Source organism: Methylobacterium sp. Leaf361, assembly GCF_001424445.1.
Classification (GTDB): domain Bacteria; phylum Pseudomonadota; class Alphaproteobacteria; order Rhizobiales; family Beijerinckiaceae; genus Methylobacterium.
Map to the genome: position 1 here is coordinate 87,308 of NZ_LMPY01000020.1, position 15,819 is coordinate 103,126.

23 protein-coding genes are annotated in these 15,819 nt (G+C 70.9%); 14 read left to right on the plus strand and 9 right to left on the minus strand.

Annotated elements, in window-relative coordinates; all coding sequences use genetic code 11:
* Window positions 1–47: 47 nt before the first annotated feature.
* Entirely contained in the window at window positions 48–827 is a 780-nt protein-coding gene (locus ASG32_RS15295) for a DUF1499 domain-containing protein (protein ID WP_056527687.1), read from the plus strand.
* 13 nt (window positions 828–840) lie between these two features.
* Here ASG32_RS15295 and ASG32_RS15300 read toward each other — a convergent pair whose 3' ends face one another.
* Complete coding sequence (locus tag ASG32_RS15300; protein WP_056527625.1) at window positions 841–1,761, minus strand: MBL fold metallo-hydrolase; 921 nt, start codon at window positions 1,759–1,761, stop codon at window positions 841–843.
* A gap of 610 nt (window positions 1,762–2,371) precedes the next feature.
* Between ASG32_RS15300 and ASG32_RS32610 the strand changes: the two genes are divergently transcribed.
* On the plus strand, window positions 2,372–2,548 hold the full coding sequence (locus ASG32_RS32610; RefSeq protein WP_007568853.1) for a DUF1328 domain-containing protein: 177 nt from the start codon (window positions 2,372–2,374) through the stop codon (window positions 2,546–2,548).
* Window positions 2,549–2,697: 149 nt separating this feature from the next.
* On the opposite strand, the gene ASG32_RS15305 is transcribed toward ASG32_RS32610, so the two are convergent.
* A complete protein-coding gene (locus ASG32_RS15305; protein WP_244491983.1) occupies window positions 2,698–3,036 on the minus strand; it encodes a NepR family anti-sigma factor in 339 nt (112 codons plus the stop codon).
* A 174-nt stretch (window positions 3,037–3,210) separates the two neighbouring features.
* Between ASG32_RS15305 and ASG32_RS15310 the strand changes: the two genes are divergently transcribed.
* Both ASG32_RS15310 and ASG32_RS35120 read left to right on the plus strand, forming a co-directional pair.
* Window positions 3,211–4,014, plus strand: coding sequence for a response regulator (locus tag ASG32_RS15310; protein WP_012321915.1), 804 nt, complete (start codon window positions 3,211–3,213; stop codon window positions 4,012–4,014).
* 618 nt (window positions 4,015–4,632) lie between these two features.
* Window positions 4,633–4,842: a hypothetical protein gene (locus tag ASG32_RS35120; RefSeq protein ID WP_244491985.1), complete on the plus strand. Its 210-nt coding sequence runs from the start codon at window positions 4,633–4,635 to the stop codon at window positions 4,840–4,842.
* Window positions 4,843–5,006: 164 nt separating this feature from the next.
* On the opposite strand, the gene ASG32_RS15320 is transcribed toward ASG32_RS35120, so the two are convergent.
* Window positions 5,007–5,195: a KGG domain-containing protein gene (locus ASG32_RS15320; RefSeq protein ID WP_010683678.1), complete on the minus strand. Its 189-nt coding sequence runs from the start codon at window positions 5,193–5,195 to the stop codon at window positions 5,007–5,009.
* A gap of 240 nt (window positions 5,196–5,435) precedes the next feature.
* On the opposite strand from ASG32_RS15320, the gene ASG32_RS15325 reads away from it, so the two are divergent.
* The gene (locus ASG32_RS15325) at window positions 5,436–5,642 is read left to right on the plus strand and encodes a hypothetical protein (RefSeq protein ID WP_020090880.1); all 207 of its coding nucleotides are present in this window, start codon (window positions 5,436–5,438) and stop codon (window positions 5,640–5,642) included.
* Between the two features lie 17 nt (window positions 5,643–5,659).
* Here the strand turns inward: ASG32_RS15325 and ASG32_RS15330 are convergent, their stop codons facing one another.
* Window positions 5,660–6,418 carry an electron transporter gene (locus ASG32_RS15330; protein WP_082557902.1) on the minus strand — a complete coding sequence of 253 codons (759 nt, stop codon included), beginning with the start codon at window positions 6,416–6,418 and terminating at the stop codon, window positions 5,660–5,662.
* 136 nt (window positions 6,419–6,554) lie between these two features.
* On the opposite strand from ASG32_RS15330, the gene ASG32_RS15335 reads away from it, so the two are divergent.
* Window positions 6,555–6,998, plus strand: coding sequence for a Crp/Fnr family transcriptional regulator (locus tag ASG32_RS15335; protein WP_020090878.1), 444 nt, complete (start codon window positions 6,555–6,557; stop codon window positions 6,996–6,998).
* On the opposite strand, the gene ASG32_RS15340 is transcribed toward ASG32_RS15335, so the two are convergent.
* A complete protein-coding gene (locus ASG32_RS15340) occupies window positions 6,999–7,439 on the minus strand; it encodes a VOC family protein (RefSeq protein WP_020090877.1) in 441 nt (146 codons plus the stop codon).
* A gap of 171 nt (window positions 7,440–7,610) precedes the next feature.
* Between ASG32_RS15340 and ASG32_RS15345 the strand changes: the two genes are divergently transcribed.
* On the plus strand, window positions 7,611–8,291 hold the full coding sequence (locus tag ASG32_RS15345; RefSeq protein ID WP_020090876.1) for a L,D-transpeptidase: 681 nt from the start codon (window positions 7,611–7,613) through the stop codon (window positions 8,289–8,291).
* Window positions 8,292–8,318: 27 nt separating this feature from the next.
* Here the strand turns inward: ASG32_RS15345 and ASG32_RS15350 are convergent, their stop codons facing one another.
* Complete coding sequence (locus ASG32_RS15350; protein WP_020090875.1) at window positions 8,319–8,612, minus strand: hypothetical protein; 294 nt, start codon at window positions 8,610–8,612, stop codon at window positions 8,319–8,321.
* A 211-nt stretch (window positions 8,613–8,823) separates the two neighbouring features.
* Between ASG32_RS15350 and ASG32_RS15355 the strand changes: the two genes are divergently transcribed.
* Entirely contained in the window at window positions 8,824–9,327 is a 504-nt protein-coding gene (locus ASG32_RS15355) for a thermonuclease family protein (protein WP_056527634.1), read from the plus strand.
* Between the two features lie 13 nt (window positions 9,328–9,340).
* On the opposite strand, the gene ASG32_RS15360 is transcribed toward ASG32_RS15355, so the two are convergent.
* Window positions 9,341–10,459 (minus strand): AI-2E family transporter, encoded by a 1,119-nt coding sequence (locus tag ASG32_RS15360; RefSeq protein ID WP_056527636.1) that lies wholly within the window; start codon window positions 10,457–10,459, stop codon window positions 9,341–9,343.
* Window positions 10,460–10,737: 278 nt separating this feature from the next.
* On the opposite strand from ASG32_RS15360, the gene ASG32_RS15365 reads away from it, so the two are divergent.
* The 6 genes from ASG32_RS15365 to ASG32_RS15390 all read left to right on the plus strand — a co-directional run bounded on the left by ASG32_RS15365 (window position 10,738) and on the right by ASG32_RS15390 (window position 14,018).
* Entirely contained in the window at window positions 10,738–11,046 is a 309-nt protein-coding gene (locus tag ASG32_RS15365; RefSeq protein WP_010683687.1) for an acyl carrier protein, read from the plus strand.
* A gap of 22 nt (window positions 11,047–11,068) precedes the next feature.
* On the plus strand, window positions 11,069–11,548 hold the full coding sequence (locus ASG32_RS15370) for a 3-hydroxyacyl-ACP dehydratase FabZ family protein (RefSeq protein ID WP_056527639.1): 480 nt from the start codon (window positions 11,069–11,071) through the stop codon (window positions 11,546–11,548).
* A gap of 18 nt (window positions 11,549–11,566) precedes the next feature.
* Complete coding sequence (locus ASG32_RS15375) at window positions 11,567–12,706, plus strand: beta-ketoacyl-ACP synthase (RefSeq protein ID WP_056527642.1); 1,140 nt, start codon at window positions 11,567–11,569, stop codon at window positions 12,704–12,706.
* Between the two features lie 371 nt (window positions 12,707–13,077).
* Window positions 13,078–13,287, plus strand: a complete 210-nt coding sequence (locus ASG32_RS15380; protein WP_020090869.1) for a cold-shock protein — start codon at window positions 13,078–13,080, stop codon at window positions 13,285–13,287.
* Between the two features lie 124 nt (window positions 13,288–13,411).
* The gene (locus ASG32_RS15385; protein WP_026604575.1) at window positions 13,412–13,780 is read left to right on the plus strand and encodes a DUF6481 family protein; all 369 of its coding nucleotides are present in this window, start codon (window positions 13,412–13,414) and stop codon (window positions 13,778–13,780) included.
* 37 nt (window positions 13,781–13,817) lie between these two features.
* On the plus strand, window positions 13,818–14,018 hold the full coding sequence (locus ASG32_RS15390) for a hypothetical protein (protein WP_056527690.1): 201 nt from the start codon (window positions 13,818–13,820) through the stop codon (window positions 14,016–14,018).
* A 10-nt stretch (window positions 14,019–14,028) separates the two neighbouring features.
* Here the strand turns inward: ASG32_RS15390 and ASG32_RS15395 are convergent, their stop codons facing one another.
* Both ASG32_RS15395 and ASG32_RS32615 read right to left on the minus strand, forming a co-directional pair.
* Window positions 14,029–14,517, minus strand: a complete 489-nt coding sequence (locus tag ASG32_RS15395; protein ID WP_056527645.1) for a GNAT family N-acetyltransferase — start codon at window positions 14,515–14,517, stop codon at window positions 14,029–14,031.
* A 126-nt stretch (window positions 14,518–14,643) separates the two neighbouring features.
* A protein-coding gene (locus ASG32_RS32615) for an IS630 family transposase (RefSeq protein WP_091926811.1) occupies window positions 14,644–15,740 on the minus strand; the annotation gives its coding sequence in 2 pieces (ribosomal slippage) (window positions 14,644–15,209 and window positions 15,209–15,740; 1,098 coding nt in all).
* Window positions 15,741–15,819 lie beyond the last annotated feature (79 nt).

Sequence of the window (15,819 nt, forward strand, 5' to 3'; positions counted from 1 at the left end):
CTCCGGCCAAGCTCTAAGATCGGGCCTCGAACGCCTTCATGATCCCCATGCGCCGCCTGCTCATCGAGGAACCCGTGACTCGCGCGGGGCCGCTGGCCCGGCGGCTCGCCGTGTTCTCCGTCATCGCCACCGGGATCGCCCTGGTCCTCGTCCGGGATCCGCGCTCCGACACGGACGCCGCCCTCGTGGCGCTCGTGGCCGGGCTCGGCGTCGCGCTGCTGGCGGCCGCGGCCGCGATCTTCGCCTTCGTGCGGGTCTGGCGCGAGGGCGCCCGCGGTCTCGGGGCCGCCCTCGCCGGATTGATCCTGGCGCTGGCGGTTCTCGGCTACCCCGCCTTCCTGGGCCTGCGCGGCCTGCGTCTTCCCGCCCTGTCGGACATCACCACCGACATCGACAATCCGCCGGCCTTCTCGCGCTCGCGGGCGGCCTTCGCGGCCCGCGGCGGACGCTACCCGGCGGACCCGAGCCCGGCTGCGCGCGAGAGCCAGCGCGGCGCCTACCCGCAGATCGCGCCGCTGACCCTCGATATCGGCGCCGACGAGGCCTTCGAACTCGCCCGGCAGGCTGCCCTGAAGCGGCACTGGCAGATCGTCGAGGCGATCCGGCCGGGCGGCCGGACCGGGAACGGCCGGATCGAGGCCGTGGCGCGGGGGCTGATCCTCAACCTGCCGGACGATGTCACCGTGCGCATCCGTCCCCGCGCCGACGGGGCGCGGATCGACGTGCGCTCGGCCTCGCGGCTCGGCGGCCGCGATTTCGGCAGCAATGCCGACCGGATCCGGGCCTATCTCGACGACGTCGCCAACCTCGCCCTCGCGGTGAAGTGAGCCGCCGCGCCTCTCAGGCCGGCGCGTAGGTGCCGTCGAGGCGGGGGGCGCCGTCGCAGGACGCGAGCCCGCGTCCGACCAGATCCTCCAGGTGGGCGAAGACCGACAGCGCCGCCGCGCCGCGGAGCCGGGGATCGAGCCCCTGGTAGATCGCAGCGACGATGTCGGCGATCCGCCCGTCGCCGGCGGCCAGCCGCGCGCGGATCGCCGCCTCGCGCTGGCGGCGATGCCCGGCGAGCCCGCGGAGGAACCGGGCGGGCTCGCGCACCGGTCCGCCATGGCCCGGCCAGTAGACCGTCTCGTCGCGCCCGCGCAGCTTGTCGAGGGAGTCCATGTAGGCCCGCATCGCGCCGTCGGGCGGCGCCACAATCGTGGTCGACCACGCCATGACGTGGTCGCCCGAGAACAGCGCCCGCGCCTCCGGCAGCGCGAAGGCGAGATGGTTCATCGTGTGCCCGGGGGTCTCGACGGCCACGAGGGTCCAGCCCGGGCCGGACACGGCGTCGCCCTCCACCATGATCCGTTCCGGCGCGTGCGCCCGGTCGGCGCTCGCGTCGAGCATCGGGGTCTCCGCTTCCGACAGGGCCCGCGCGGCCCTGTGCGGCGCGCATCCGACGATCGGCGCGCCGGTGCGCGCGGCGAGCAGCCTTGCTCCGGGCGAGTGATCCCGATGGGTGTGGGTGACCACGATGGCCTCGACCCGCTCGGTGCCGAGATCCCGAAGCAGCGCGTCGACATGGGCCGGATCGTCCGGGCCCGGATCGATCACCGCGACGCGCTCCTGGCCCACCACGTAGGTGCAGGTGCCGCTCGCCGTGAACGGGCCTCCGTTCGGCGCGACCCGCCGGCGGATCAGCGGCGCGACCCGGTCCAGCCGGCCGGCCGGAGGCATCGACGGATCGAAGGTCAGGGTGGTCTCGTCGGTGTCCGCCATCGCGATCCCGTGCGATCGATACGACGGTTCCTTGGACGGTTCGCGGCCGCGTGGCAATCGCCCCTGGGGCCTAGGGGATGGGAGGCCGCGGTGCGAGGCATTCTGGGAGGGCGGTAGGACCTGCCCGCTGTCCTGCCGGTGATCCTGACGCAGGGGTGATGCTGTCCGGCGCCTGTGGAGGAACGCGGAAGGGGTCGTGTCCGCTCCGGGGTCGCGCGCGTCCCGCGATCAGTCCTGCCGGCGCGGTTGCCGTGCGCGCACGCGGACCGGTACGGGCGCCGGTGCCGGCATGAGACCGAGTGCGGCCGCGCGCAGGGCGTCGCCGGCCCTGTCGACAATCTCGGTCACGCGCGCCGCCATCGCGGCGGCCTTCGATCGAACGGCACTCTTGGCAGATTGCAGCATCGCAAATCCCGGATCGAGCCTTAAGACCTATCTTCGAACGCTAGCGCCCCTGTCTCGTTCCGTCACCCCATGTCGCGGCCGGCGCTCGCGCCCGCGGAGACCCACAGGACTTCGCGATGGGGGCGGAACCGGAGCGAAACCTTGGCGTTTTCGTGTTCAGAACGACGCGGCCCGCCCGCGTTGGTACCTTCTAAGGATACGAACCATGCTCGGTTGGGCCGTAACTTTTCTCGTCGTCGCTCTCGTGGCCGCTCTGCTTGGGTTCGGCGGCATCGCCGGCACCGCCATGGAGGCGGCCAAGCTGGTCTTCTTCGTCGCGATCGTCCTGTTCGCCATCTCGGCCGTCGTCGGTCTGATGCGGGGCCGTTCGCCGACACTTTGACCGAGGGCCGGAGCGGCCGGCCCCGTTCAGCGGGCCGTCGCACGGACCCACGGAAGAGCCGTCGCCGCAGGGCGGCGGCTTTTTCCATCGCGGCGCTGCCATCGCGCGCCGTTGCAGGGGTGGATTGCCCCGGTCACCGGACGGGGGTTTCAGGCCTTGCGGTCGGCGCTGTCGAGCTTGGCGATCAGTTCGGCGAAGCGGTCGGGTACGGGCTGCTGCGTGACCGTGTCGTACATCGCGCGCAGCTGCGCGGCGATGCGGTTCCGGGTCTGGTCGCTTAGGCCGCCCTTGCCCCTGGCGCGGTCGGACAGGTCGGAGGCGGCCGTGCCGCCGGAGCTGTTCTCGGACTCCGACAAGCGATCCGAAGCGGTCTCGACGTGCGGATCGCGCGCGCGAAGACCGGTCTCCTTTCCCTGGTCCACCATCAACACGCCCCTTGTTGCCGAAGTCGGCCCGGCCGCATTGTGCTGCGGCTCGACATACGCCATGGCTGCGCCGGCAACGCCTGCGCGCCGGCATCGGTTCCGCTGGGGGGTGGAACGGAGTGCGGGCGTCCGCGTTGGGCGGTAGGCTGCGCAGGACAGAAAGCCGGCCCCGGCAGGCCCTCGGTGACGGATCGAGGCGTTCGCGGCCGGGCAACACGGCGAGGCACAGGGGATCGAATGTCGACATCGCAACTCGTGGTACAGCACCTGCCGTACCTGCGCCGCTACGCGCGCGCGCTCACGGGTAGCCAAGTGGCGGGTGACGCGTACGTCGCCGCCACCCTGGAGACCCTCGTCAACGAGCCGGACACGCTCGGTCGCAGCACCAACATCAAGGCCGACCTGTTCCGCGTCTTCACGCGGATCTGGAACTCGCTCTCGGTCAACGGCCGCAGCGAGCAGGTCCAGCACGACCTGCCAGCGGAGGTCCGCCTCGGCCAGATCACCCCGCTGCCGCGCCAGGCCTTCCTGCTCTCCTGCCTCGAGGGCTTCTCCGAGGAGGACGCGGCGATCATTCTGGGCGTCGACGTGTCCGAGGTTCGCGACCTCGTGGACGAGGCCGGTCGCGAGCTCGCCGCCGACATGGCGACCGAGATCCTCATCATCGAGGACGAGCCCCTGATCGCGATGGATCTGGAGGCGCTGGTCGAGGGTCTCGGCCACAACGTCATCGGTGTCGCCCGCACCCGCACCGAAGCGATCAAGATCGCCGGCGAGGGCAAGCGCCCCGGCCTGATCCTGGCCGACATCCAGCTCGCCGACGGCTCCTCCGGCCTCGACGCCGTGAACGACCTCCTGAAATCCTTCGAGGTGCCGGTGATCTTCATCACCGCCTATCCCGAGCGCTTCCTCACCGGTGAGCGGCCCGAGCCGGCGTTCCTGATCGCCAAGCCGTTCCAGCCCGCGAACGTCTCGGCGGTGATCAGCCAGGCGCTGTTCTTCCAGCAGACCGCCCGTCGGCGGGAAGCCAAGACGGCCTGAGATGACGGCCTGAGGTCAGGCTTGGCGGTTCGCCCCCGGGAATGACCCGGGGCGCCCGCGACCGAGAGTGGCGACAACGAAAAAGCCCCGGCTCACGCCGGGGCTTTTTCGTTGTCGGTCCGCACGCCCTCGTCGGTCGCCGCGCACAAAAAAACGGGCCGGAGAGAGCTCCAGCCCGTCGCGAAGGTTCCGGCCGATGCACAAGGGGAATGCGGGGAGGACCAGGTGGCCGGGTGCACAGAGAACGGGTGCCGGCGCGGGAGGTTCCAGAATGGGCGCTTTTTCGTGAGGCGTGCTTTTTCTGCCACGAACCGGGGCTGTGGATAGCGGGCGTGCGCCGCCGCACCAACAGCCGAGCTGCGTTCGAATACTCAGGCTTCGTAGACACGAGACAGTCTAGGAACCTACGATTGCAGGGCGCGTTGTACGAACATCCTGTCAAGCTCTCGCAATGAGGTCGGGGCGATGCTGCGGTCTGGTTTCATCCTGGGCGTGAGTGCTCCTGCGGCTCTTCTCACCGTTCTGGTCCAGCCGGTGGTTCGCGACACGGCGGATCGGTGGACGATGCCGGTCCCGACCGCGCAGACCATTTCGGCGCCGCTGCCCGGGATGCGACCCGTGTCGCTGTCGATCAGCCCGACGCGGGTGGCGGGGGTGCAGCGCCTCGACAGCCGGAACGCCCCGGTGGCCGGCGAGGCGCAGGATCTGGAGATCAAGCCGATCCTGCGGCAGCCGCCGCGGCGCATGCGCGAGGGGTGCGAGGCGGCGCTGAGCTCCCTAGTCGGTCCCGAGGCGCGCCGCATGACCCCCGGCCGCTGCATTTCCTGATCGGCGCCGACAAGGACTGGAAATCAGAAGGCCCCGCCGTCTCGGCGGGGCCTTCTGCTGTGTGGATCGGCCCTAGATCGCGATCCGCGGCCTAAACTTGAAACGAAAACGGCGCCCGTCACGAGGGACGCGGCGCCGCTACGCGGTACGGAACGGCAGCGGCCTCACTCGGCCCGGCCGGTCCCCGTGGACTGACCGCCCTTGCGGCCGGCGGACGAGGCGAGTTCACGGTCCTGCGAGAAGGAGCGCTTCTCGGCCGGAACGCTGCGGCCGCCCTTGCTGGCGATCTCGCGCTGCCGCTCCAGGTCCATCGAGGCAAAGCCTCGCTTCGAGGTCGAATTTCCGGACGCCATCAGTTCCTCCTCAGGCTTCGCTTCACCCCGCAACAACCTTCAGCAATAACCAAGGTTCCTGTCCCGAGACCTGCTCAAGCTTCCGACAGCTAAGCTTGGCAGCAACCCCGACTTGTGTGCCGCGTTGGTCGACATTCGACCTTGGTTGAAGTCCGCGTCGGGTCCGACAGGCCCGGAGGCCCGGCGAGTCGTCCCGGGCGGACGGCGCGGCCTCACGGCACGAGAGAAGGGTTTTCACGCATGACGAACCGCAACATGGTCAAGGATGCCGCTCCGGGGGCACAGGCCACGCAGCCCAACACGCCGCCGCTGCCGCCGATGCCGGCGCCGGAAGATTCCGCCACCCCGACCACCCGCGAGGAGCCGACGGATTCGCCGCACCTGAATGCCAGTCTCAAGCGCGACGCGCCCCCTCCCGGGGGACAGGGGCTCTCGACGAAGCGCTGAGCCGGGCGAGGGCGTTCTCAGGTCCGGCGCCGGTGCGCGAGGCGCGTCAGGCCCGCGACGAGAAGAGCGATCGCCAGGATCGTGACGATCCCGGCCACCGTCAGGATCCGCTGGATGAGGGGCGTGTAGACGCCGCGCGCGGCATCGTAGCCGTAGCAGAGCAGGGTGAGCTGGTCGGCGATGCTGCCGACCCGGCCCTCGCCGGCTTCCGTCAGGGCGAGGCGCAGGTCGCGCCCGGTCAGCGCCAGGGGCGACAGCACACGGGCTACCCGGCCGTCGGCGGTGAGGAGAAGCGCCGCCGCGGGATGCGCGAAGCTGTCGGTCCCGGCATCGTAGACAGCTTCATAGCCCAGCGCGCCGGTGAGGCGCGCGAGCGCGGCGTCCGACACGATGAGCGCCCGGGGCCGGACGGATCCCGCCCGATCCCCGAGCGTCTCCGCCAGCATGCGCCGGGCGGCCGCGGCGTCGTCGCGGGGATCGATCCCGACCAGCACGAGTGCGTAGTCGTCGATCGGCAGGCCGGTGGCCGCCAGCGCGTCCACCGACAGGGACAGCATGGGGTCGCAGACATTCCCGCAGGTGTAATCCACCGGCAGCAGAAGGGCCGCGCGGCCGCCCAGGGCCTGCCCGAGGGTGGTCGGCCGGTCGGTGCGCGCGTCGGTGGCGGCGAGGTCGAGCGGGGCCCGGGCACCCGGGGGCGGCGCGACCGCGACGCGGGCGAGGTCGGCCTGGACGAGGCGGGCCGCTGCCGGCTCCGGTGACAGGACGAGGCACAATGCCAGGAGGGCGCCGAGACCACACCGACAGGTTGCGTAAGGCGCGGGGCTGGACAAGTGCCTGACGAACCGCATGGATAAGCGGGCCCGTCCGGCCCCGCCGTCCTGGGCGTGAGACCCGTCGCGGAGCCCCCGAATGACCCTCGACACCGAGGTTTCCTCCCTGAAGCAGGTGCCGCTGTTCCGCGAGGTGGAACCGGCGCGCCTGAAGCTCCTGGCCTTCACCAGCGAGCGGGTGCATTTCGAGCCGGGGCAACGCTTCTTCGCCCGCGGCGACGTCGCGGATGCGGCCTACGTGATCCTCTCGGGTACGGCGGACGTCAGCATCGACGGTCCCGCCGGCCCGGTGCGGCTGGCGCTCCTCGGCCAGGACGCCCTCGTCGGTGAGATGGGCATCCTGGCCGAGCAGCCCCGCTCCGCCACCGTGACGGCGCAATCCGCGGTGACCGCCCTGCGTATCGACCGCGGGGTGTTCCTGGAACTGCTGGCCCAGTTTCCACAGATCAGCATCGCCCTGATGCGCGTGCTGGCGCTGCGGCTGGAGCAGACCAATCAGGCGCTGGCCGAGAGCCGGGGCTGATCATCCCGCGTAGGTGATGAATTCCAGGAGCGAGCCGTCGGGATCCCGGAAGTAGACGCTGATCCCCGCGCCCGCGGCGCCGTGCCGCTCCACCGGGCCGAGTTCCACCGGGACCCCGGCGGCCTCGAGATGCGCGATGGCGGTCTCGATCGCGCCCGACCAGCGGAAGCACAGGTCGCTGTTGCCCGGCTGGACGGGTTTCGCCGCGACCGGTACCGGCTCGACGCCCGGCCCGTGGCAATTGAGCTGGACGCCGCCGAACCGGTAGGCGAAGCCGGGACCGCGCTCGAGGATCTCGGCACCCACCACGTCGCGGTAGAAGGCGTTCGAGCGTGCCCAGTCGCTCACGTGGATCACGCAGTGATCGAGGTGTATGGCCGGGCTGAGCGGGACATCGGGAGCGACCGTCGCCTCGGTGGGAAGAGTTTCGGTCTCGGCCATCGTTCACCTCCGCTCCGGGCGCAGTAGAGCACCGCTGCGATTCAGAATTAGGGCACAACCGTGGCCGTGGGAGCGGCCCGCGCACGGCCGGCTGCGGCGCAAAAGCTACATCGTCACAGGCGCAGAGGCGGTAGGCATGGCGCGACGACCGTATCCCGCACGACAGGACCTATGATCGCCACGCTTCCCTCGGCCTGGAGCCGCCTGCGCCGGATCGTTCTCTCGCGAATCCTCCTCGCCGTCGTGGCGATCGCGCCCCTCGCGGCCTGCCAGACCCGTCCGGTCCAGGTCGCCCAGGACGACGAGGCGGCATGGTACGTCGGCAGCAAGCCCGACAAGCCCTTCGACATTCCGCTGGTCGACACCCAGCGCCTCGATCCGAAGTACCGCCGCCAGCAGGTGAGCTACAACGGCCCCGAGCAGCCCGGGACGATCGTGGTCGACATCGACAAGCGTCAGCTCGTCCTCGTCCAGGCCGACGGCACGGCGATGCAGTACGGTGTCGGCGTCGGCAAGGCCGGCTTCTCCTGGAAGGGCGAGGCTCGGGTCGGGCGCAAGGGCGTCTGGCCGGACTGGAGCCCGACCGTCACGATGGTCTCGCTGCATCCCGACCTGCCGCGCACCCGCAAGGGCGGCCTCGACAATCCCCTCGGGGCGCGCGCCCTCTACCTCTACCAGGGCAACCGCGACATCCTGTTCCGCATCCACGGCACCAACGAGCCCTGGAGCATCGGCGAGCAGATGTCGTCGGGCTGTGTCCGGATGCTAAACGAGGATATCGCCGACCTGTATGAGCGCGTGCCGGTGGGCACCCGCGTGCTCATCAAGCGCAACGGCAAGTACCGGACCTGAGCGGGCGAGGCGCGGATTCCTGACCGGTCAGCCGGCCGGCGTCCCCGCGGCGGACGCGTCGCGGACCTCGCCGGAGACCCGCTTTGCGAGCCGGTCCAGAGCCGCTCGATCCAGATCGCCCCGATCCGGGCCGCCGGGGGCCGCGGCCGGCTCGCCCGGTCGACCGTCCGGCCCCATGCCATCGCTGGCCAGCACCGCGGCGGTGGTCAGGCCCGGACTGGTCCGGTCCGTCGGCCGCTCCGGGCCGATCGAGAGGCCGGCCCAGACGAGGAGAGCCGCGCACAGGGCCAGGCTGGCCAGCAGGGTCTTGAGAAAGGTCATGTTTCATAACGAGCGGCTCCGGGCCGTCGTTCCGTTGCCAAGCTTCGCTCCGACGGGCGGAACGCTTTGGCAACCACGGCGGTCGAAACTCGGCATCGCGCGCTCGAGGCCGATTCGGTCACCCGGCAAATTCGCCACATTGGCCGGGCACCGTCGCGGCCTCGACGCCCCCGTCACCAGCTGACTCGCCACGCGCGTGGACATTCCCGCTATGATCAGACCGATGCTCGCCCTGCTCCTCCTCTGCGGCCCCGCGGCCGCGGCCGGGACGGTCAGCGGCCCCGCGACCGTGATCGACGGTGACACGATCGAGGTGCAGGGCACGCGTATCAACCTCTACGGTATCGACGCCCCCGAGACCGCGCAGCGCTGCGAGACCGCCAATGGCCAGGAGTATCGCTGCGGCAGCAAGGCCGCGCAGGCCCTGCGCGCGCGGATCGGCAGCGGCGCGGTCACGTGCGAGCGGCGGGAGGGCGGCGTGCCCGGTCGCGTCACCGGGATCTGCCACGTCCACGGTGAGGACCTGTCCGCCTGGATGGTCGGGCAGGGCCTGGCGCTGGCCAACCGTCAAGTGACGGCTCCCTATATCCGCCAGGAGGGCCACGCCTGGGCGACCCGCCGCGGCATCTGGGCCGGCACCTTCGAGAAGCCGGCCGACTGGCGCCAGGACCGGCGCCGAGTCGAGGCCGCGGCCGGCACGAGCGCGGCCGACTAGCCGCTCCGGCGGCTCAGGCCGTCGCGTCCTGTCCCTCGGTGAATTCCCGCCAGAGGAGGACCAGGGCGGCCATCACGGCCGGCCCGAGGAACAGGCCGAGGAGCCCGAAGGTCTCGACGCCGCCGAGGATGCCGAGGAGCACCCACAGGAAGGGCAGCTTGGTCGTGCCGCCGATCAGCGCCGGGCGGATGAAGTGGTCGGCCACGAAAGTCACGACGAAGCCCGCCGCCGCCACCACGAGAGCCGCTGTCACCGACCCGGCCGCCACCAGGAGGAGCGCCGCGATCGCGATGGCCACGGCGGCGCCGAACGGGATCATCGCCGCCACCGCCGTGAAGGCGCCGAGCAGGACCGGGTGGGGCACGCCCGCGAAGTGGTAGACGATCCCGAGCACGAAGCCCTCGCCGAGGCCGACCAGCACCAGCCCGTCGACCGTGCCGTGCACGGAGGCCACCATCTGGCGGGCGACGCGCTCGCCGCGCGGCCCGAACAGCCGGTGGCAGGCGGTGAGCGACTGGTCCCGCACCGTCCGCCAGTCGCGGAACAGGAAGAACAGCGCCACGAGGCTGAAGCCGAACAGGACGATGCGGTGCAGCACCTCGCGGCCGACATTGCGGGAGGCCCCGAGCACCGAGTGGTTCTCGAACCGGCGCAGCAGGTCGGAGCCCGCCTGCGCGTGGCCGAGATTGTCGTTCCACCACGCGGTCGCCTGCGCGGCGCCGTAGGGCAGGTGCTGCAGGAATTCCGGCGCCGGCACCCCGTTCGCCTCGGCGTTCCGAACGAACTCGGCCACGTCGTGGGCCTCGCGGGCGGCCTGGATGCCGAGGATCGCGAGCGGCGCCAGGAAGACCAGCGCCACGGCCGCGGTCATCAGCGTGGGCAGGAGGATGTTGTGCTTGCCCGGCGGGAAACGGTGCTCGAGCCGCTGGTAGACAGGCCAGAGGGCGATCGCCAGGACCACTGCCCAGGCGAGCGCCGGCAGGAACTCGTGCAGGATCCAGAGGCCGAGCGCCGTCAGGGTCAGGACCAGCAGGACCCGGGCCGCTCCCTGGGAGCGCGCGCGCTCCTGCGGCGGCAGGGGCGGCGTCTCGACGCGCGCCGGCGGGGCGGCGGGCTTGGTGATCGGTGGCATCCGTCTGGTCTCCTGAGGACGCGCCTCGTCTCGCCGTCAAGCTAGGGCCGGCGCGTCCGGAGCGTACGCGCGTTCCCGCACCCGGCGGCGCACGCCTGTGGACAGGCGCTGAAACGCCGGGGAAGCGCCGCGGTTGCCGCTTCTGACACCCTCGTGTAGAGGTCGCCGCCATTCGACCGGGCCGCGTTCCAGGCCCCGTCCACGCGTCGGGCGGCCGCCCGGGCGGCGAGGGGGCTCCCGCACGACCGATCCGGAACTCGAACAGCCCGCGAGAAGACATGTCCGACGAGCCCGCCCACGGCAGCGCCACCTTCGAGCGCGTGGCCGACATCATTGCCGAGACCGCCGACATCCCGCGGGACAAGATCACGCCCGAGAGTCACGCCATCGACGACCTCGGCATCGACAGCCTCGCCTTCCTCGACATCGCCTTCGCGGTCGACAAGGCCTTCGGGATCAAGCTGCCACTCGAGCGCTGGACCCAGGAGGTCAACGAGGGCAAGGTCCCGGCCGAGGAGTACTTCGTCCTCAAGAACCTGTGCGCGCGCATCGACGGCCTCGTGGCCGAGAAGGCCGCCAAGGTCTGAACCGAGGCCGATCCGACCCGTCATGCGCCTCGAATACTTCGAGATGATCGACTCCGTGCGGCTCCTCGACAGGGCCGCCGGCCGCATCGAGGCGCTCGCCCGGGTGCCGATGGCGAGCCCGGTCTTCGAGGGCCACTTCCCCGGCCACCCCCTCGTGCCGGGGGTCCTCCTGACCGAGACGATGGCCCAGGCCTCCGGGTACCTCGTGCTCGCCCATCTCGACTTCGCCCGGATGCCGTTCCTCACCGGGGTCGACAAGGCGCGCTTCCGGTCCTTCGTCGGGCCCGGCGCGGACCTCCTCGTCACGGCCACCCTCGAGCACGACGGCTCGGGCTACGCGGTGACCAAGGCGGCGATCAGTCACGACGGCAAGGCGCTGTGCGACGCGGAACTCCGCTTCCGCACCATGCCGTTCCCGGACGGACTCGACGCGCCGATGCGCGAGCGCGCGCGGACCATCGGCCTGTTCCCCGATCCGGCTCCGGCCGAACGCGAGCCCTGAGCCAGCCATGAGCCAGCCATGAGCCGCCCCGTCGTCGTCACCGGCCTCGGCCTCGTCTCCTGCGCGGGCGAGGGCGTCGACGCCCACCTGGCCGCCCTCGCCGGGGAGGCGGCCCCGCGCACCGACAGCGAGACCTTCGCGCCCTATCCGGTCCATCCGGCCCCGGCGATCGTCTGGGACGGCCAGATCCCCAAGCGCAGCGACCAGCGCCAGATGGAGGCGTGGCAGCGGCTCGGCGTCTACGCCGCCGGCCTCGCGCTCGACGCGGCGGGCGTGAAGGACGACGCCGCCTTCAAGCAGGCGCTCCACCTCGTCGTGGCCGCGGGCGGCGGCGAGCGCGACTACGCGGCGGACGGAGCGATCCTGACCGGCCTGCGCGACGCCGCCGATCCGGGCGCCTACCTGAACGAGCGGCTCCAGAACGATCTCCGCCCGACCCTGTTCCTCGCCCAGCTCTCGAACCTGCTCGCCGGCAACATCGCCATCGTGCACGGGGTGACGGGCGCCTCGCGCACGTTCATGGGCGAGGAATCCGCCGGGGTCGATGCCCTGCGGATCGCCCAGGCGCGGGTGGCGTCGGGCCAGATCGACGCGATCCTGGTCGGCGGCTCCTACAGCGCCGAGCGGCCGGACGTTCTGGTGATCCACGAGATGGGCGGCTACCTCGCCCGCGACGCCTACCGCCCGGTCTTCGCGCGGGGCGAGTCCGGTGGCGGGGCGGGCGGGTTCATCCTCGGGAGTTGCGCGGCCTTCCTGATGCTCGAATCCGCCGCCCACGCCGCGGCGCGCGGCGCCCGCGCCCTGGCCCGGCTGGAGCCAGTGGCGAGCGATCGGACCCGGCGCGCGCCGGGCAGTGTCGCCGGCAGCCTCGAGACGCTCTGGCGACAGGCCGGCCTCTCGGCTCCCGACACCGTCCTGTCCGGCGCTACCGGCGTGGCCCCGATCACCGCGGAGGAGCGCGGCGCGCTGGCGCGGCTCGCACCGGGCGCGCGCCTGCGCGCCCTCGGGGACGTGATCGGGCACGGGCTCGAAGTGGCGGCGCCGTTCGGGGCGGCCCTCGCCGCCGTCCTCGTCGCCGCCGGCGGTGCGCGCGAGGTCGCCGTGACGGCCGTCGGCCACCGGCGCGGCGAAGGGATCCTGCGCCTCGTCCCGGCCTGAGCGAACCCGCGTCACGCGGCGCATGTCGGCCGCGTCCGATCGTCCGGTCGGCAGCACAGCTTTCGCGCGGATGCGCCGTATTGAAATCCCTTATCCCGTTGTTCAAGCGACCGTTCCGGCGCCGCTCAACCGGAATTTCCGGAAAGAGTTTCCCGCATCGCTGCGGCGCTGGCCGAGGGAAATATTTCTCTGCGCTTGCCAAAGAACCGCCGGCGGTCTACTTCTACCGCATCGGCACGTGTCCGGATATCTTGGACCGTTACGCCTTCGCAGGGCGGTTCTGACTTTCCTATCGCTATCGGTCGATGCCGGCGCCCCCTCGTTCGGGCGGGTGCCATCTCTCACTATGCCTGCGAAGATCAAGGACTTCCATGAGCACCGGAACCGTCAAGTGGTTCAACGAGACCAAGGGCTACGGCTTCATCCAGCCGGATGACGGCGGCAAGGACGTGTTCGTCCACATCTCGGCCGTTGAGCGCGCCGGCCTGCGCGGCCTGAACGAGGGCCAGAAGGTCACGTACGAGCTGGAGACCGACCGTCGCAGCGGCAAGCAGTCCGCCGGTCAGCTCCAGACGGCCTGATCGCCGTCCTCAGCGTTTCTCCGGAAGCCGCTCCTCTGGGAGCGGCTTCTTCGTATCTGCCATCGTGTTTCTGATCCCCCCTCTGCGGGTGACGGCCTTCGCCGCACCCGATCCAGGAGTGTCTGTGAGCTTTTTGAACAAGCAGGGTGTCGCCGATCGCCTCGAGACCGCCGCCAAGGCGCGCTCCGAGATGCTGGCCCGGTTCCGGGCCCGCCCGTCCGCCGACGACCCGGCCGTCCTCGCCCGCCAATCCGCCCGCCGCGCGGTGGTCGATGCCCGCGAAGTCCGCGCTGCCGAGCGCGCCGCCCAGCGTCAGGCCGAGATCGAGCGCGCCGCCGCCCTCGCCGAGGCGGAACGCCTCGCCGAGATCGAGCGCAAGCACGCCGAGCAGCTGGCCGCCCAGGAGCGCGCCAAGGCCCTGCAGGCCGAGCAGAAGGCCCAGCGCGACGCGCGCTATCTCGCCCGCAAGGCGAAGGCTCAGAAGAAGCGCTGAGGCGCGTTCCGCAGCGATGCCCGTCCAGGAGCTCGGCATGTCCCACAAGTTCAAGGTCGGCGAGCGCGTCTGCCGGTCCCGCCTGGGCATCCCGGGCGAGACGGGCGAGGCCGAGGTGTTCGAGATCCTGCGGCTGATGCCGGCGGATCAGACCGGCGAGCCGAGCTATCGGATCCGGACGAGGACCGGCGAGCGGGCGATCCGTGAGGGTGACCTCGTCGCGGCCCCGCAGGCCTGATCCGGGCGCCTCAGAGCGTCCGGAACATCACCAGCGCGTCGACCGGCCCGAGCGTCGGGTGCCGGAAGGCGCCCGGCAGCCGGCCGACCACGTCGAAGCCGAAGCTCTCCCAGAGCCGGACGGCCCGGGCGTTGGTGCTCACCACGAAGTTGAACTGCATCGCCGCGAAGCCCCGCGCCCGCGCCCGATCGAGGGCGTGCGCGCACATGGCCCGCGCGACCCCGCGGCCGAGGGCGGCCGCTCCCGTCATGAAGCCGCAATTGGCGACATGGGCGCCTCCGCCAGCCTGGTTCGCGCGCAGGTAGTACGTGCCGAGCACCGTCCCCGCCTCCTCGGCCACGAAGGTCTCGCGGTCGGGGCCGATCCAGTACGCGAGGGCCTCGGCCTCGCCGAGGTCGCGGTCCAGCGCGTAGGTCTCACCGGCCCGGATGGTCGGCACGATGATGCCGGTGATGGCCGCGTGGTCGGCCGCCTGCACGGCCCGGATGTGCAGACTCATACCAACTCTCACTGATCAGAACCCATGAGCCCAGGCCCGCAGGCCGATGGACATGATGCGCCAGGGCTGATCGATGAGCTTGTTCCAGGCGTCGCAGCACTGATCGAGNATACCAACTCTCACTGATCAGAACCCATGAGCCCAGGCCCGCAGGCCGATGGACATGATGCGCCAGGGCTGATCGATGAGCTTGTTCCAGGCGTCGCAGCACTGATCGAGGATGGCCTCGTATGACGCAAAGATCCGGTTGCCGAGCCAGTTCTCACGGATGAACTGCCAGAGGTTCTCGACCGGGTTCAGTTCGGGCGAGCGCGCTGGCAGCGGCAGCAGCGTGATGTTGGCCGGCACGATAAGCTTCTGGGTCATGTGCCAGCCAGCCTGATCGAGCAGCAGCACGGCGTGCGCACCAGCGGTGACGGCCCTGGCGATCTCGGCCAGATGCAGGTTCATCGCCTCGGTGGTACAGCGGGGCATGACGAGCCCGGCTCCCGTGCCACGAGCCGGGCAGATCGCGCCGAAGAGATAGGCGGAGGCGGTGCGCTGGTCCTTTGAGGCTGCGGGCCGTGTGCCGCGGCGGGCCCAACGACGTGTGATGGAGTTCTTTTGACCGACCCGAGCCTCGTCGGAAAACCAGATCTCTATCGGCTTGCCTCCGACAGCCTGCGCGACCTCTGCCAAGCGAACCGGGAAGGCTTTTTAAAAGCCGGGATGACGTCCTGATCCTGAGCATGATGGCGCGGACGGGCTGAGAGCTTCCGGTAGCCCATGCTCCGCAGAACCCGGCTCAGCGTCTGCTCGGAGACCGAGACGCCGTGGTCCTCGAACAGGATCTGAGCCAGATCGACCAAACGCCAGCGCACCACCCCGTGCGCGGCTGGCACCGGGCCTTGCTCGACCAGGGCCTTCAGCGCGGCACGCAGATCCGCATTCAACCGTGGGCGGGCACCGGGAGCCTTGCCGCCGATCAGCCCATGTGGCCCCTCAGCGTTGAAGGCGAGCACCCAGTCCCGCACGGTCTGAAGCCCAACCCCGCCGAGAGCGGCCGCCTCGGAGCGCGGACTGCCCGCGTAGATCGCCGACAAAGCCAGAAGGCGGCGGGTCTGATCCGGATCGCGCGAGCTCTTGGCCAGAGTTCGCAGGGCCGCGGCATCAAAGTCTGGCCGCAGCGGCACAGGAGCGGCCATCCCATCCTCCTCAGGCTCCAAACCAGAGGACAGAATCACAACCCGCTCGCCACCGCTACCCAGCGTGAGTCCTGCTCAACGAGACTTGGTATAAGATTGAACGACTCGGCAGGGTAGG

Excerpts from the sequence above, each read along its gene's own strand:
- ASG32_RS15295 (WP_056527687.1), top strand. The coding sequence starts at position 48 with ATGCGCCGCCTGCTCATCGAGGAACCCGTGACTCGCGCGGGGCCGCTG.
- ASG32_RS15300 (WP_056527625.1), bottom strand. The coding sequence starts at position 1,761 with ATGGCGGACACCGACGAGACCACCCTGACCTTCGATCCGTCGATGCCT.
- ASG32_RS32610 (WP_007568853.1), top strand. The coding sequence starts at position 2,372 with ATGCTCGGTTGGGCCGTAACTTTTCTCGTCGTCGCTCTCGTGGCCGCT.
- ASG32_RS15305 (WP_244491983.1), bottom strand. The coding sequence starts at position 3,036 with ATGGCGTATGTCGAGCCGCAGCACAATGCGGCCGGGCCGACTTCGGCA.
- ASG32_RS15310 (WP_012321915.1), top strand. The coding sequence starts at position 3,211 with ATGTCGACATCGCAACTCGTGGTACAGCACCTGCCGTACCTGCGCCGC.
- ASG32_RS15320 (WP_010683678.1), bottom strand. The coding sequence starts at position 5,195 with ATGGCGTCCGGAAATTCGACCTCGAAGCGAGGCTTTGCCTCGATGGAC.
- ASG32_RS15325 (WP_020090880.1), top strand. The coding sequence starts at position 5,436 with ATGACGAACCGCAACATGGTCAAGGATGCCGCTCCGGGGGCACAGGCC.
- ASG32_RS15335 (WP_020090878.1), top strand. The coding sequence starts at position 6,555 with ATGACCCTCGACACCGAGGTTTCCTCCCTGAAGCAGGTGCCGCTGTTC.
- ASG32_RS15340 (WP_020090877.1), bottom strand. The coding sequence starts at position 7,439 with ATGGCCGAGACCGAAACTCTTCCCACCGAGGCGACGGTCGCTCCCGAT.
- ASG32_RS15345 (WP_020090876.1), top strand. The coding sequence starts at position 7,611 with ATGATCGCCACGCTTCCCTCGGCCTGGAGCCGCCTGCGCCGGATCGTT.
- ASG32_RS15350 (WP_020090875.1), bottom strand. The coding sequence starts at position 8,612 with ATGACCTTTCTCAAGACCCTGCTGGCCAGCCTGGCCCTGTGCGCGGCT.
- ASG32_RS15355 (WP_056527634.1), top strand. The coding sequence starts at position 8,824 with ATGATCAGACCGATGCTCGCCCTGCTCCTCCTCTGCGGCCCCGCGGCC.
- ASG32_RS15360 (WP_056527636.1), bottom strand. The coding sequence starts at position 10,459 with ATGCCACCGATCACCAAGCCCGCCGCCCCGCCGGCGCGCGTCGAGACG.
- ASG32_RS15365 (WP_010683687.1), top strand. The coding sequence starts at position 10,738 with ATGTCCGACGAGCCCGCCCACGGCAGCGCCACCTTCGAGCGCGTGGCC.
- ASG32_RS15370 (WP_056527639.1), top strand. The coding sequence starts at position 11,069 with ATGCGCCTCGAATACTTCGAGATGATCGACTCCGTGCGGCTCCTCGAC.
- ASG32_RS15375 (WP_056527642.1), top strand. The coding sequence starts at position 11,567 with ATGAGCCGCCCCGTCGTCGTCACCGGCCTCGGCCTCGTCTCCTGCGCG.
- ASG32_RS15380 (WP_020090869.1), top strand. The coding sequence starts at position 13,078 with ATGAGCACCGGAACCGTCAAGTGGTTCAACGAGACCAAGGGCTACGGC.
- ASG32_RS15390 (WP_056527690.1), top strand. The coding sequence starts at position 13,818 with ATGTCCCACAAGTTCAAGGTCGGCGAGCGCGTCTGCCGGTCCCGCCTG.
- ASG32_RS15395 (WP_056527645.1), bottom strand. The coding sequence starts at position 14,517 with ATGAGTCTGCACATCCGGGCCGTGCAGGCGGCCGACCACGCGGCCATC.